At 63.0% G+C, this 14,050-nt stretch carries 14 protein-coding genes; 1 reads left to right on the top strand and 13 read right to left on the bottom strand.

Translation table 11 applies throughout. From position 1 onward, the window contains the following. Nucleotides 1-35 precede the first annotated feature (35 nt). The 8 genes from pstB (H535_RS0119635) to pstS (H535_RS0119600) form a co-directional block, all read right to left on the bottom strand. Nucleotides 36-815 carry a phosphate ABC transporter ATP-binding protein PstB gene (pstB, locus tag H535_RS0119635; protein ID WP_026820887.1) on the bottom strand — a complete coding sequence of 260 codons (780 nt, stop codon included), beginning with the start codon at nt 813-815 and terminating at the stop codon, nt 36-38. Between the two features lie 32 nt (nt 816-847). Beyond that, nucleotides 848-1,951 carry a phosphate ABC transporter permease PstA gene (gene pstA / locus H535_RS0119630; protein WP_026820886.1) on the bottom strand — a complete coding sequence of 368 codons (1,104 nt, stop codon included), beginning with the start codon at nt 1,949-1,951 and terminating at the stop codon, nt 848-850. After that, nucleotides 1,951-2,880: a phosphate ABC transporter permease subunit PstC gene (pstC, locus tag H535_RS0119625; protein ID WP_026820885.1), complete on the bottom strand. Its 930-nt coding sequence runs from the start codon at nt 2,878-2,880 to the stop codon at nt 1,951-1,953. Before pstC (H535_RS0119625) ends, pstA (H535_RS0119630) begins: the two co-directional genes overlap by 1 nt. Nucleotides 2,881-3,008: 128 nt before the next feature. Then, nucleotides 3,009-4,127: a phosphate ABC transporter substrate-binding protein PstS gene (gene pstS / locus H535_RS0119620; protein ID WP_026820884.1), complete on the bottom strand. Its 1,119-nt coding sequence runs from the start codon at nt 4,125-4,127 to the stop codon at nt 3,009-3,011. 455 nt (nt 4,128-4,582) lie between these two features. After that, nucleotides 4,583-5,362: a phosphate ABC transporter ATP-binding protein PstB gene (gene pstB / locus H535_RS0119615; protein WP_026820883.1), complete on the bottom strand. Its 780-nt coding sequence runs from the start codon at nt 5,360-5,362 to the stop codon at nt 4,583-4,585. A gap of 39 nt (nt 5,363-5,401) precedes the next feature. Continuing rightward, a complete protein-coding gene (gene pstA, locus H535_RS0119610; RefSeq protein WP_026820882.1) occupies nt 5,402-6,505 on the bottom strand; it encodes a phosphate ABC transporter permease PstA in 1,104 nt (367 codons plus the stop codon). Then, the gene (gene pstC, locus H535_RS0119605; protein ID WP_026820881.1) at nt 6,502-7,416 is read right to left on the bottom strand and encodes a phosphate ABC transporter permease subunit PstC; all 915 of its coding nucleotides are present in this window, start codon (nt 7,414-7,416) and stop codon (nt 6,502-6,504) included. The genes pstA (H535_RS0119610) and pstC (H535_RS0119605) overlap by 4 nt, the downstream gene beginning before the upstream one ends. Then, nucleotides 7,416-8,531, bottom strand: a complete 1,116-nt coding sequence (gene pstS, locus H535_RS0119600; protein WP_026820880.1) for a phosphate ABC transporter substrate-binding protein PstS — start codon at nt 8,529-8,531, stop codon at nt 7,416-7,418. Before pstS (H535_RS0119600) ends, pstC (H535_RS0119605) begins: the two co-directional genes overlap by 1 nt. A 220-nt stretch (nt 8,532-8,751) precedes the next feature. Between pstS (H535_RS0119600) and H535_RS0119595 the strand changes: the two genes are divergently transcribed. Beyond that, nucleotides 8,752-9,882: an FUSC family protein gene (locus H535_RS0119595; RefSeq protein ID WP_026820879.1), complete on the top strand. Its 1,131-nt coding sequence runs from the start codon at nt 8,752-8,754 to the stop codon at nt 9,880-9,882. Between the two features lie 9 nt (nt 9,883-9,891). On the opposite strand, the gene H535_RS0119590 is transcribed toward H535_RS0119595, so the two are convergent. From H535_RS0119590 to H535_RS29430, 5 genes are all read right to left on the bottom strand, one after another. After that, on the bottom strand, nt 9,892-10,797 hold the full coding sequence (locus H535_RS0119590) for a glycerophosphodiester phosphodiesterase (protein WP_026820878.1): 906 nt from the start codon (nt 10,795-10,797) through the stop codon (nt 9,892-9,894). Nucleotides 10,798-10,921: 124 nt separating this feature from the next. Continuing rightward, nucleotides 10,922-11,956 carry a S1 family peptidase gene (locus tag H535_RS26825; protein ID WP_051299576.1) on the bottom strand — a complete coding sequence of 345 codons (1,035 nt, stop codon included), beginning with the start codon at nt 11,954-11,956 and terminating at the stop codon, nt 10,922-10,924. 63 nt (nt 11,957-12,019) lie between these two features. Then, complete coding sequence (locus tag H535_RS28690) at nt 12,020-12,652, bottom strand: class F sortase (RefSeq protein ID WP_162144918.1); 633 nt, start codon at nt 12,650-12,652, stop codon at nt 12,020-12,022. Nucleotides 12,653-12,771: 119 nt separating this feature from the next. Then, nucleotides 12,772-13,434: a sortase domain-containing protein gene (locus tag H535_RS0119575; RefSeq protein WP_162144917.1), complete on the bottom strand. Its 663-nt coding sequence runs from the start codon at nt 13,432-13,434 to the stop codon at nt 12,772-12,774. Continuing rightward, on the bottom strand, nt 13,431-13,676 hold the full coding sequence (locus H535_RS29430) for a hypothetical protein (protein WP_162144916.1): 246 nt from the start codon (nt 13,674-13,676) through the stop codon (nt 13,431-13,433). The genes H535_RS0119575 and H535_RS29430 overlap by 4 nt, the downstream gene beginning before the upstream one ends. Nucleotides 13,677-14,050: the final 374 nt, after the last annotated feature.

Below are 14,050 nucleotides of genomic sequence, written 5' to 3'. Positions count from 1 at the left end.
CGGCGCGCCATGCGGCGCTGACCGGAGGGAACGGGCTACCCGAAGCGGCCGGACACGTAGTCTTCGGTGGACTTCTCGCGCGGATTGTTGAAGATATCGGTGGTATCGGAGTACTCAATCAGCCGGCCCGGCTCGCCTGCGCCGGCGATGTTGAAGAACGCCGTCCGCTCGGAAACCCGTGCCGCCTGCTGCATATTGTGTGTCACGATCACCACGGTATAGTCCTTCTCCAACTCCGCGATCAGGTCCTCGATCGCCATCGTGGAGATCGGGTCGAGGGCCGAACAGGGTTCGTCCATCAGGATCACCTCGGGCTCCACCGCGATCGCCCGGGCAATACACAACCGCTGCTGCTGCCCGCCGGAAAGGCCCGATCCCGGCTTCTGCAACCGGTCCTTGACCTCCTTCCACAGGTTCGCACCACGCAGGGAACGTTCCACCAAGTCATCGGCATCGCTGGAGGAAATCCGCTTGTTGTTCAGCTTCACCCCGGCCAGCACATTGTCCCGGATGGACATCGTCGGAAATGGATTGGCTCGCTGGAAGACCATGCCGATCCGGCTCCGCACCGTTACCGGGTCCACACCCGGCCCGTAGAGATTGTCGCCGTCGAGCAGGACGTCACCTTCCACCCGGGCGCCGGGAATCACCTCGTGCATGCGGTTCAAGGTCCGCAGGAAGGTGGACTTCCCACATCCCGAGGGGCCGATAAATGCGGTCACGGACCGGGGTGCGATATCCAAGGTGACATCTTCGACGGCCTTGAAATCGCCGTAGAAAACGTTGAGGTCTTTGACGCTGATTCGCTTCGACACTTAATTCCTTACTGCGGTTGCTCGCCTGCTGCCTATCGGCCCGTCCTGGGCGCGAAGAACCTGGCGATCAAACGGGCTGCCAGATTCAGCAGCATGACGAATAGGATCAGGATCAACGCCGCCGCCCATGCCCGCTGGTCGCTAGGCTCAACGTTGGTGGGCGACGTCGGCGTCCTGATTTGGTAGTAGATGAATGTGGGCAATGAGGCCATCCAGCCTGAGAACACATTCCAGTTTATCGAAGTCGCAAATCCAGCGGTGACAAGGATCGGCGCGGTCTCTCCGACCACCCGGGCAATGGCCAGGGTGACGCCGGAGGCAATACCCGAGATCGCCGTCGGAATCACCACCTTGGTGATGGTCCGCCACTTGCGCACACCCAGCGCATAGGAAGCCTCCCGCAGCTCGTTGGGGACGATCCGCAGCATCTCCTCCGTCGAACGGACCACCACCGGAATCATCAGCACCGACAACGCCACAGCAGCGACGAAGCCGGTCCTGGTGGCGGGACCGAAGACCATGCCGAACAGGGCCGCGGCAAACAGGCCGGCCACGATCGAGGGAATGCCGGTCATCACGTCCACGAAGAAGGTGATAGCCCGGCTCAATGGACCGCCGGTGCCGTACTCCACTAAGTAAATGGCCGACATCAGGCCAATCGGAACTGAAATCAACGTAGCCACCAACGAAATCTGCAGCGTGCCGACGATGGCATGATAGGCGCCGCCCAGCACCGGCGTGCCCTCGGCCACGGTCCGATTGTCGACGGCGCCGGTCACGCCGCTCATCGACGTCCACAGGAAGTTGGAGGTCAGCCCCGGCAGACCCCGTTCCAGCACCGTCCAGATCACTGACACCAGCGGGATCAGGGCAAGAATGAACGCTCCGTAGACCACGTACCTGATCATCCGATTGCCGGCATGCCGGCTTCCTTCGACCAACAGGGTGATCAGCCATGCGCCGATGACGAACAGGACGGCTGTGAATACCATCCACAGCACCACGTTGAAGCCGATCAGGGTGGCGGCAGCGGCTGCCGCGATAGCAGCGGGGAAGAGCACCGCCAGCAGGGCGAACCGCGGCAGCCGGTTCCTGGTCAGCTGGGACTGGTGTTGTTTTGCATCCACCTTGAGCATTAGTTGGCTCCCGAGAATTCTTTGTGGCGGCTGATGACCCACCGGGCGAGCATATTGACCGCCAGGGTGATGACGAACAGCACCAGGCCTGCAGCGATGAGTTCACTGAGCCGCAGATTGTAGGCTTCGGGGAAGTTCAGCGCGATTTCGGCGGCTATCGTTTGATTTCCGCTCTGGATCAAGCTAGCCGTCAGGGCACCCGGGGACAGCACCAAGGCGATCGCCATCGTCTCGCCCAAGGCCCGTCCCAGTCCCAGCATCGCTGCGCTGATGATGCCTGGCCGGGCAAAGGGAAGTACAGCCATCTTGATCATCTCCCACTGCGTGGCGCCCATGGCCAAGGCGGCTTCTTCGTGGAGCTTCGGCGTCTGCAGGAAGATTTCGCGGGTCAGCGCGGTGATGATGGGTAGCACCATCACCGCCAGCACAATTCCGGCAGTCAACATGGTGCGGCCCGTCTGGCTGGCCGGACCGGCGAAGACCGGTATCCAGCCGAGGTTTGCAGCCAGCCAGTCGTACGCCGTCGTCAGCAGCGGGGCGAGAAAGATGTAACCCCAGGCGCCATAAATCACCGACGGAATTGCGGCCAGCAGGTCAATCAGATAGCCGAAGCCCAATGCCAGTCTGCGGGGGGCGAAGTGCGAAATGAACAGGGCGACAAAGATACCGACCGGGGTGGCCAAAGCCATCGCGATGGCCGCGGCAATCAAGGTTCCGATCACGATGGGCCAGATGTAGGACCAGAAACCGGCGCCGCCGGTGACTTCTTCTGCCTGGGCCTGGAACGCGGGTATGGATTGCACCAGCAGGAACGCAGCGACGCTGAACAGCACCACCAGGATGAGGCAGCCGGCTGCCAGCGTGGCGAGGTGGAAGGCTTTGTCAGACGAGCGGCCGGAGCCTCTCCTGGCCAGAGTATTGGTTGACACGTAAGGACCTTTGGATCACGGGGACTCGACGGTGGCCGGCGACGGGTTCCGCCGCGCGGGGCGGGGCGCCCACCGCCGGAAAGCCCCGTCCGGCATTGCTGCGTTCCGAACGGGGCACCGGCGAATTACTAAGAGGTGGCGCTGATGGAATCAATCGCCTTCTGTGCCTGCTGCCGCAGGTTGTCCGAGATCGGCGCGTTGCCGGCGGACTTGGCTGCGTCCTGCTGGCCTTTCTCGCTGATCGCGTAGCTGCCGAAGGCCTTGACCAGATCAGCAGTCTGCTGGTTCTCGTACTCCGAGCAGTAGATGTGGTACGAGACCAGCACGATCGGGTAGGCACCCGATTCTGTGGTGTCACGCTTCAGGTCCAGGGACATGTCCTGATCGGAACGCCCCTCCACCGGGGTGGCCGCCTCGACGGCCTTGGAAGCTGCCTCGGCGTTCAATTCCACATATTCCTCGCCGACCTTCACCTTGGCTTTGCCCAGGTCGCCGACGGCGGACGCGTCGCTGTAGGTGATGGCTCCCTTGGTCGAAGACGTGGTTGCCACCACGCCGCTGGTCCCCTGGGCGCTCTCTGCCACGATGTCGGACGGCCAATTGCCGGAGACCTCGTAGGGCCATGCCTGAGGCGCCGCGACGGACAGGTAGTCCACGAAATTCTCGGTGGTGCCGGAATCATCCGAGCGGTGCACGACGGTGATCGGCAGGTCCGGCAGATCCACATCCGGGTTCTGGGATGCGATCGCCTTATCGTTCCACTTCTTGATGTCGCCGTTGAAGATCGACGCGATGGTGTTTGCGTCCAGCTTCAGCGAATCGATACCGGGCAGGTTGAAGGCCACCGCGATCGGCGAGACGTAGGCGGGGATGTTCAGTGCACCCTCGGGGCCGCAGATTTCCTTTGAGGCGGCGTATTCCTTGTCGTCGAGGTACGAATCCGAGCCGGCGAACTGCACGCCTTCGGACAGGAACGCCTCGCGGCCGGCGCCTGAGCCGTCCGGTGAGTATTGGACCTGGGCTTCGGGGTACATCTCCTCGAAACCGGCCTTCCAGGCGGTCATTGCCGCCTGCTGCGATGACGCCCCGGCGCCGGTGAGAGTGCCGGTCACCGAAGCCCCGGCGGAGGCGCTGTTGCCGGCCGGGTCCGGATTGGTGCCGGTTGCGTTGTCGGTTCCGCAGGCGGTCAGTACCAGTGCGCCTGCTGCAAGAAGTGCCGCTGGGCGGCCATAGCGAAGAGCCTTCACGTGTCAGTGCCCCTTCCAAGGATTAGCCACATTCGGTGCGGATGATCCGCATTGGTTGTACTCGTGTGCTGTACAACTACGAAGCTATGAGCCTTAGGTAACGGAAGGGGCGGCGCCAGGCAAACTTCAGGTGAACAACCGGCGCATTCTTGGTTGACATCGGCGCCAGGCCTCTTGACCCGGTGCGCCGGGCAGGCTATGGGGCGTCTGCGCTGCACCGGGGACGGCTGTTGGAACCAGGGTGGATAGGAAACGAGTGGCCGACGGCTGAATTCCACCGAGGGAGCCCCATACCCGCGACGTAGCCCGTTGCAACGGGCTACGTCGCTGGGAAGTCGCTACCTCGGTGAGTGGTGCCGATCAGCGAACCGCAACGTACCCGCACGTGCTCCCGGGGAGTACGGCGGAGGTCCCGAACCGCAGGCTAGGTGATGGTTCCGGGCCGCCGCCCGGGTTTAGCCGAAGCGGCCGGAGACGTAGTCTTCGGTGGACTTCTCACGGGGATTGTTGAAAATCTCCGTGGTGTCCGAGTATTCAATCAGCCGACCAGGGTCGCCAGTGCCGGCGATGTTGAAGAAAGCAGTCTTCTCGGACACGCGCGCGGCCTGCTGCATATTGTGGGTGACGATGACGACGGTGTAGTTGTCCTTGAGCTCGTCGATCAGGTCTTCCACCGCCAGTGTGGAGATGGGGTCGAGGGCCGAACACGGCTCGTCCATCAGGATCACCTCGGGCTCCACAGCGATGGCCCGGGCGATGCACAGCCGCTGCTGCTGCCCGCCGGACAGTCCTGAACCGGGCTTGTCCAGCCGGTCCTTGACCTCTTTCCACAGGTTCGCGCCGCGGAGCGAACGTTCCACCAGTGCGTCCGATTCGGCACGGGATATGCGCTTGTTGTTCAGTTTCACCCCGGCCAGCACGTTGTCCCGGATGGACATGGTCGGGAACGGGTTGGGCCGTTGGAAGACCATACCGATCTGGCTGCGCACCGTCACCGGGTCGACTCCGGCCCCATACAGATCGTCCCCGTCGAGCAGGACCTGCCCTTCCACCCGGGCGCCGGGAATCACTTCATGCATCCGGTTCAGGGTCCGCAGGAAGGTCGACTTCCCGCAACCGGATGGACCGATGAAGGCGGTCACGGAGCGTGCTTCGACCCGGATGGTGACGTCTTCGACTGCCTTGAAGTCGCCGTAGAAGACGTTCAGGTCCTGTACGTCAATACGCTTGGACAATGGAAATCCTTTACTGGTTTCTCAGCCGGGTTCGCCGGTTCAGCGGCCGGTCTTGGGTGCGAAGAACCGGGCAATCAACCGTGCCGCCAGGTTGAGCAGCATCACGAGGATGATCAGCAGCAGCGCCGCTGCCCAGGCACGCTGGGCGCTGGGATCCGGATTCGACGGCGATGTGGGCGTGATGATCTGGGTATAAATGAAGGTGGGAAGCGACGCCATCCAACCGGAAAACACGTTGAAGTTGATCGATGTCGCGAATCCGGCGGTCACCAGGATGGGGGCGGTTTCGCCCACCACTCGCGCAATGGCCAAGGTGACACCGGATGCAATACCCGAGATCGCCGTCGGAATCACCACCTTGGTGATGGTCCGCCACTTGCGCACACCCAGCGCATAAGAAGCCTCACGCAGCTCGTTGGGCACAATGCGCAGCATCTCCTCCGTGGAACGGACCACCACCGGAATCATCAGCACCGACAACGCCACAGCAGCAACGATGCCGGTTTTGGTCCCGGGGCCAAAGACGACGGCGAAGAACGCCACCGCGAAGAGGCCGGCCACAATGGAAGGGATACCGGTCATCACATCGACGAAGAAGGTGATGGCCTTCGCCAGCCGGCCGCCTTCCGAGTATTCGACCAGGTAAACCGCAGCCAGCAGCCCCACCGGAACTGAGATCAGCGTGGCCCATAAGGTCATCAGCAGGGTGCCGACAATCGCGTGGTAGACGCCGCCGACCACCGGTGCCTCGCCCGCGGCCGCAGCGTCATCGAATTGGCCGGTTACCCCGTTCATTGAGTAGAAGAGGAAATCGAAGGTCAATCCAGGGATGCCGTTGACCAGCACGGTCCAGATCACCGAAATGAGCGGCAATAGAGCAATCAGGAAGGACCCGAACACCAAGCACGTGGCGAGCTTGTCCTTTGCCTGGCGCGCCCCTTCGACGGCCGCCGATATTCCGGTCAGGCCGACGGTAAACAGGATCGCTGCCAGCACGCCCCAACCGAAGGCGCTGAAACCGACCAGGGTCATGATCGCCGCGGCCAGGACCACCGCTGCTGCCACCACCACCCAGGGGGTGTACTTGGGCAGTTGCCCTCTGGTGAGGTTCGACTTTCTGCGGGTCGTCATGGTGTTGGTCATGCGTTGGCTCCAGAGAAGTCCTTGTTCCGGGTGATGACCCAGCGGGCGACCATGTTGACGGCCAGCGTGATGATGAACAGCAGCAGGCCCGCCGCGATCAGCTCAGCCAGGCGAAGCCCATATGCCTCCGGGTAATTGAGGGCAATTTCTGCAGCAATGGTGGAGTTGCCGGTCTGGATCAAGCTGAGAATCAGCGGACCGGTCGACAGCACCAACGCGACCGCCATCGTCTCACCCAGCGCGCGTCCCAGTCCGAGCATCACTGCGCTGATCACTCCCGGACGGCCGAAGGGGATCACGGTCATCCGGATCATTTCCCACCGCGTTGCTCCCAGCGCCAAGGCCGCTTCTTCGTGGAGTTTCGGCGTCTGCAGGAAGATTTCCCGGGAAATCGAGGTGATAATCGGCAGGATCATCACGGCCAGCACGATACCGGCGGTCAGCATCGTTTTACCGGTGGCCGACGCCGGACCGGCGAAGATCGGTATCCAACCGGCATATTCCGCCAGCCACTCGTACATCGGCTCCAGTTGCACCGCCAGGAAGGTAATGCCCCAGACACCGTAAATCACTGACGGGATGGCGGCCAGCAGATCAATGACGTAGCCCAGCCCCTGTGACAGCCTGCGCGGGGCATAATGCGAAATGAACAACGCCACGCCCAAGGCCACCGGGGTGGCGAGGATCAGTGCGATGGCCGCGGCAATCACCGTGCCGACGATGATAGGCCAGATGTAGGACCAGAATCCTTCGCCGCCGGTGATTTCCGACGGATCGGCGAAGAAGGCCGGCAGCGCCTGGATCAGCAGGAAGACGGCCACGCTGAACAGCACGACCAGGATCAGCACGCCGGCCATCAGTGCGGTGGTGGAAAATATCCTGTCCCCGGCTCGGGAGGTTTGCTTCGACATTACGGGGCGACCTCCACCGAATTAACCGCCTGCAGGGCCTGTTTGGCGAGACCGCGGGGAATCGGAGCGCTGCTGGCGGCCTCCTGGGCGTCCTGCTGTCCCTGCCTGCTCAACACGTAGGACTCGAATTCCTTGAGCAGTTTCACCGTCTTTTCCGACTCATACTGCGTACAGACGATGTGGTACGAGACGAGCACAATGGGATAGGCCCCGGATTTGGTGGTGGAGCGGTCGAGCTCAAGTGCAATGTCGTGCTTGGCGCGGCCCTCCACGCGGGTGGCTTCTTCCACCGCGTTGGAGGCCGCCTCAGGCGTGACCGGAACGTACTCGTCGCCAACCTTCACGCTGACGGTGCTGACCGAATCGTCGACGGCGGAATCGTCCGCATAGGTGATGGCGCCGGGGGTGTTGGATACCACCTTAACCACCCCGGAGTTGCCTTTTGCGTTCTCGCCCTGCAGATTCGTCGGCCATGTGCCGCCGGGGTCTTCCGGCCATACCTTCGGGGCGGCGGCGGAGAGATAGTCGGTGAAGTTCTCGGTGGTTCCGGAGTCGTCGCTTCGGTTGACGGCCGTAATCTTCAGGTCCGGCAGGTCGACTCCCGGGTTCTGGCTGGCGATGGCCTCATGCTGCCAGTTGTTGATCTCGTTGCGGAAGATCAGCGCGATGGTTTTGGCATCCAGCTTCAGCTTCTCGACCCCCGGGATGTTGAAGGCCAGCGAGATAGGAGAGATGTACACCGGTATGTCGATGGCGCCTCCGGGGCCGCAGACTTCCTTGGACAGCTTCAGTTCCTTCTCGTCAAGGTAGGCGTCGGAACCGGCGAAATCCGCCGCGCCGGCCAGCAGGGCGCCACGGCCCGCTCCGGAGCCGTCGGGCGAGTACAGGATTGTCGCGCCGGGATGCTCGGCCATGAACCCCGTCTTCCACGCATTCATCGCTGAGGCCTGGGCCGAGGACCCGACACCCGTCAACGTGCCGGCCAGGCCCTCTCCCTGGTAAGCCCTGTCTGCTCCGGGGGTCTCGCCGGTCGGATTATCCGAACCGCAACCCGTCAAAACCACCGCACCCGCCGCCAACATGGCGGCCACAACGCGCAGGCGGGATGCCTTCACGGGCGATGCCCCTTTCATTCGTTGTCTGCATCCGGGCACCGCTGTACCCGCAACCACCACCGTGAACAACCCAGATGAACAAAAGGTTAACTACAAGCCAGGACCGGTGAACAGCAGTCAATAACCTGGCGTAAGCCTACTAAACCCCTTGTCTCACCTCCAGCACGTGAGTCATTCGCGCCCGTCTGTGTACCGTCGTTGTGTCCAATAGAGTGAACCCATGGCCACCTCCGGTTCACGGGCAAAGCGGCCCGCGTCGTTCCTGCGACGCCGGGCCAAGGTTGGCCTGCTCCGAAGCCGGAATTCCGTCTGGCCGGCCCTGCAGATCACGGTGTGCAGCGTCGGCGCTTACGCCTTCGCTCAGTATGTCCTCGGCCATGAGGGTCCGCTGTTCGCTGCAACATCCTCCATCATCGCCCTTGGCTTCTCCCGGGACCCGAGAATCCGCAAGGTGCTGGAGGTCGCGGCGGGCTGCACGTTGGGCATCGTCGTCGGAGATTCGCTGCTGCACCTTCTCGGCGTCGGATTGTGGCAGGCCGCCGTCGTGATTTTCATCTCCGTCATGCTGGCCCGCTTCCTGGACAGTGGCAGCATTTTCACCACCCAGCTGGGGCTGCAGGCGTTGCTGGTGGTGCTGTTGCCCGCGCCCGACGGCGGCCCGTTCACCCGCAGCCTCGATGCCGTCGTCGGCGGTGCGTTCGCGCTGTTGATCACCATGCTGGTGCCCCGGGACCCCCGCCGTGAACCAAAAGTGAGTCTCCGCGAGCTGCTGGATGAGCTGGCGAAGGTGCTTCGTGAGACGGCGGAAGCAGTCACTCGCAGCGACTCCACCCGGGCCTGGCACGCGCTGGTCCGGGCACGGAACTGCCAGCCCCTGGTCGACCGCCTCTCCGGCACCCTCCGGTCCTCCCGGGAGGTGGCCACGATCTCTCCGGCCAACCGGCGGCACCGCGGCGAGGTGGAACGGTTGGAGAAAGCGCTGCACCATATCGATCTGGCAGTGCGCAACAGCCGAGTATTCAGCCGGAGGCTGGCGTCGGTGATCAACAACGCTGCCCTGACCGAGGAGGCGATGGAGAATCTGGGCGCGTTGATCGAGGACACCGCCGACGGAGTGAGGATCCTGGCCGCGGCACTGTCGGAGACCGAAGCAGGGTCGCAGGAAAGCTACCTGCGCCGCGCCCGCAATGAGCTCGAGGCCGTAGCGGTCAGCCTGCATCCGAATCTGTTGTCGATCAAGCGTCTCGAGGGCGAGGGCCTGGTGCTGCTTTATCGGCCGATGATTGTCGACTTGCTTGAGGCCACCGGCCTGGACCACGAGGACGCGCAAAGCTACCTGCCGGAGCTGTAGCAGCGCCCGTCAGGCGGCGTCCCGCAAGCCCGGTCCTTCACGCAGTACCTCGATCAGCACCGCCGGGTGGTTGGTGATGATGCCATCCACGCCGATCCCTGCGAGTTCACCCATCCGCGCTGGATCGTCAACTGTGTAAGGCCAGGTGACCATCCCGTATTCGTGCACGGTGTCGATGAATTCGGCGTCCACCTGATTGTGGTTGGGGTTGATCTGGTCTGCCCATGTGGACAGCTCAGCCATTTCCGCTTCCGACGGCGGCCCGCCCAGCAGCCCTGCCGGAACCTTGGGAGCCAGGGAGTTGAATTGGGCCATGAAGTCCCAGTTGAAGGACTGCACAATGAGCCGTCCGGAGCGGGGGTTCGCCCGCAGCCAACCCTCGCCGTCGAGCTCGGCGACGATGGCTTCTGCGATGCCGGGATACAGCGCGGGGCTCTTGACCTCCAACAGCAGACCGGCGCGGCCGCGCAGCGTGTCGAGCACCTCCTCCAGGGTGGGGATCCTGGTGCCGGCGTATTCGTCGCTGAACCAGGATCCGGCGTCGAGAGTGCGGATTTCGGCGAGGGTGAAGTCACCTACGTTATAGGGCGCGCGATCGGGGTATTTGCTTTCGACATCCGTCGTGCGGTCAAGGGTGGTGTCGTGAATGACAACCAACTCACCGTCCTTAGTCATCTGGACATCAACCTCCACAAAGTCGGCCTTTGTACCAAGTTCAACGGCGGGCAGCGTATTTTCGGGCGCCTGGGCGGAAGCGCCGCGGTGGGCGATCACAGTTGGTTCATCGTTCGGCGCCGCCGCAGGCCAGGCGTGGGCGGCGGCTGTCCCGGTGCTCAGCATCGCTGCCGTCAGCAAGCCTGTGATAAGGACACGGCTGCGGCGTGCGTGTGCTCCCCGGATGTTGGTCCCGGTCATGTCTGGCCTCCTGTATCTGTTCAACAACGCTCCTACCGTGCCACCCGGAAGTTCCGGGCAGCTGACGTGGCGTTGTCCTTCAGATGAACAGTGGCGGAAGGCCGGGTCTCGTCAGCCGAGAGCGTCAGGGTCCCGAATGGCGGGTCACCAGTGTGGCGTCGTAGGCGTTGAGCACCTCGCCGATGGGTTGGTAGAAGCTCACATTCGGTGCCGTGCGCTGCCCGCACCCTGTGGCCGCTCCGTGTTGTTTCATTTGCGCGCCGCTGACGATTCCGACGGCGTAGTTGCCCCGCATCACGGCGCCGCCGCTGTCGCCGGATTGCACACACGCGCTGAACCGGACCAGCCCGTAGACGATGTTGCCGTTGTAATTGACGGCCTGGTTGTAGCTCTGGATCGTTCCGCACGTCCAGCCGGTACTTTCACCACCCTTGCACACCCTCGAGCCGACCGGCGGCTCACGATGCCCGCGCACCACTCGCGCATACCCGTTGTACTTGTCGACTGCCGGCTGCGGGTTCCAGGCATTGGGCCGGTTGATTGTCATCGCGGCGTAGTCGTTGCCCGGGAAGCTGCGTCCTATGGTGTGGCCGATCCGGCTGCCATTGCGGATGGCTATTGGCCCGCCGGCCGCGCAGTGGCCTGCCGTCAGGAAGATCGACTCACCACTGGACGTCCTCGCGTTGAACCCAATGGAACATTGCTTGCCGTTACTGAGCGTGACCGGTTGCCCGCCGTAGAGGTACGCCGCTGAACGGGCCTGTGACCGGACCCGCTCGACGTCGACCCGGTGACCGAAACTTTGGGCCTTTTCAACGAATGCCCGGGTCTTCGCATCATCGGCGCCTGCCCGCACCATCAGCACGACCGAATTACGGTCCTGATCGACGTACCAGTTCTGTACCTGACCGGCCCCATGATTGACCGCGAAACGGGTCAGTTGAGACTGAACATCGGCCAGCTGCCAGGCGGCCGGCGCTGCATCGCGGCTCGGCGACCGGTCCTGGCCACCGGAATCGAAGCCGGCCGGATTCGATTGGGCCATCGACGCCCCGGAAGCGGCCAACGTGGTTGAAAACGCGATGGCGGCAAGTGTGACGGAAAGCGCGATGGCCAGCAGCAGGACACCATAGCTTCGTCGGGGCCGTAACCTGGCCATGATGACTCCCTTTCCCTGACCTGCAATTATCGAATGGTCCCGCCGCCCCTCGCGGGGCCGGCCTCACCCGGACGGTGGATGGTCGATACGGTCCAATGAGGCGAAGACAACCGTATTTGCCTGATATTCGCCGGCTGCCTCGTTTAGATCTCCGCAGGTGATGAGTCTCAAGCCGGCGTGGTCGATGTCGCCATACACCTTCTCAGTCGGAAAGGACTCCTTGGAGTACGAGGCGACCGTCTCGACCGTGAAGATCGCGATGAGCCCGTCCGCCCGGGTGACCCGCACCTCGTCGCCTTGCTGCAACGAGCTCAGCCGGTAGAAGACCCCAGTCCCGTCGTCAAGCGAGTCGACATGACCGGCTATCACGGCAGGACCCAGTTGCCCGGGAGCCGGCGAATGGCGGTACCAACCTGCCATATCCGCCTGCCCGGGCCGGGGCACCTCCATAGTCCCATCGGACTGCAAACCCAGGGTGAGCAGCCGGGAACCGGCCTCGATCGCGGGAATCGCCAACTGCACCGGCTGTGAATGGGACATAGTTGCCGCGGCGTCTTTCGTCGTCGGCCGCCTCAGCTGACGAACATCCTGGCCTTTGCGAGGTTCTTCGCCTGCACCAGACTGGCTTTTCTGAGCGGGCGAGGCAGCCTCCACCGGCTGCGGGCCACTGCCCTGTTCGTCATTCAGGGCAGCCACTATCAGAAAGGCACATCCCAGTGTGGCTAAAACGCCGACCAGGATACTCCCTGATCTCCAGCCGAGGCGCCCCGGCCTGCGGGCCAGGGATCTCAGCGTCGACAGCATCGTTGTTCACCTCATCGCGAATCGACAAGGTGGGCATAGACGACGACGTTGCCGGCCGGATCATCCGGGTGTAGCTTACCGCCACTGGTGATGAGCCGAAGCTCGGGACGATCCGTCTGCCCGTATACCTCAGACTCCGGTAACTTCCCTTCCGCATAGGTCTCGATCCGGCCGACGTCGAAGACGGCTTTGGACCCGTCCTCGCGCTTTACGGAAATCTTGTCCCCTTGCGCCAGATCACCCAGGTTTGAGAACACCCCGGGCTGATTCTCGGACTTGCGTATGTAACCGACTACTGTTGCGATGCCAACCTCTCCAGGCGTCACCGATTCGGTGAACCATCCGGCTCGCGCCGGTGCCGGGAGCTCGACGAAATCACCATCCTTTTTCGTCCCCAGCTCAAGGAGTTGTTCGCGAAGCCCCATAGCAGGCACCTTCAATGAGACCGGTTTAGACCGGTCCATCTCCGGGCCGGAATTCGCATCTGTCGATTCGGCTGAACCTGTGGGGTCCGCTTGCGCAGCTTCGCCTGATGCCGGCATCGAACCCGAATTAGCCGGGCCGAGGAGCGGACCGAATCCCAACCCCAGAATGAGGAATACGCTGCCGACGAGGGCCGCCGGGCCCATCAGGGACCGGCGACCGCTCCTGCGTCTCCTTTCCTTTTGGCTCATTCTTTCTCCATCTTCGCCACAATCGATGCCGTCGCCGGCTCCAAGCGCAGCCAAGCCCCAATAACGAGAGCTGTCAGCAACGTCAACAGGCCAGCGTTGAACAGCCATCCGCTATCCGAGGCCGACTGCGAAGCAAGACCGCCGTCGACACTACCCGCGGGCACCTTCCCTACTTGATGGTTGCCACCGGCATCCAAACCGTTTGGAAACAGGTTGGCGGGACCACCATTGTTCGTGGACAACGGCGGTGTAAATGCACCACCGACACCGGTCGCGGGATCAGACCCACCCACCGGAGCGTCTCCACTGCTCGGGTAAGAACCACCAGCCGAGTTGGATCCACCCGTTGGGTTTGATCCACCCGTTGAGCCATGGCCATCAGGAACGGTGCCATCGCTGCGCTCTGAACTCGCCACGGTGAAGTAAACCCGCTGAGAGGCCTGGACCTGTTCACCGTCTCCCGCTGTAGCTCCACTTACCGTCACAGGAAAGGCCCAGCCCGCTTCTTGAGCCGGGGCGGTGAATTCGGTTGTACACGTGGTCGACTCCCCCGGCGCCAAGGCATCCGAGGAACAGGCCAGCGAACCAACCGGGGACGTCCCAGTCAATTCACCCA

The organism is Arthrobacter castelli DSM 16402 (assembly GCF_000430705.1).
Classification (GTDB): Bacteria; Actinomycetota; Actinomycetes; order Actinomycetales; family Micrococcaceae; genus Arthrobacter_C; species Arthrobacter_C castelli.
This window is presented reverse-complemented; position numbering and strand designations above follow the sequence as displayed.

Excerpts from the sequence above, each read along its gene's own strand:
- pstC (WP_026820881.1), bottom strand. The coding sequence starts at position 7,416 with ATGTCGAAGCAAACCTCCCGAGCCGGGGACAGGATATTTTCCACCACC.
- pstA (WP_026820886.1), bottom strand. The coding sequence starts at position 1,951 with ATGCTCAAGGTGGATGCAAAACAACACCAGTCCCAGCTGACCAGGAAC.
- H535_RS0119590 (WP_026820878.1), bottom strand. The coding sequence starts at position 10,797 with ATGACCGGGACCAACATCCGGGGAGCACACGCACGCCGCAGCCGTGTC.
- pstA (WP_026820882.1), bottom strand. The coding sequence starts at position 6,505 with ATGACCAACACCATGACGACCCGCAGAAAGTCGAACCTCACCAGAGGG.
- H535_RS0119575 (WP_162144917.1), bottom strand. The coding sequence starts at position 13,434 with ATGAGCCAAAAGGAAAGGAGACGCAGGAGCGGTCGCCGGTCCCTGATG.
- H535_RS26825 (WP_051299576.1), bottom strand. The coding sequence starts at position 11,956 with ATGGCCAGGTTACGGCCCCGACGAAGCTATGGTGTCCTGCTGCTGGCC.
- H535_RS0119595 (WP_026820879.1), top strand. The coding sequence starts at position 8,752 with ATGGCCACCTCCGGTTCACGGGCAAAGCGGCCCGCGTCGTTCCTGCGA.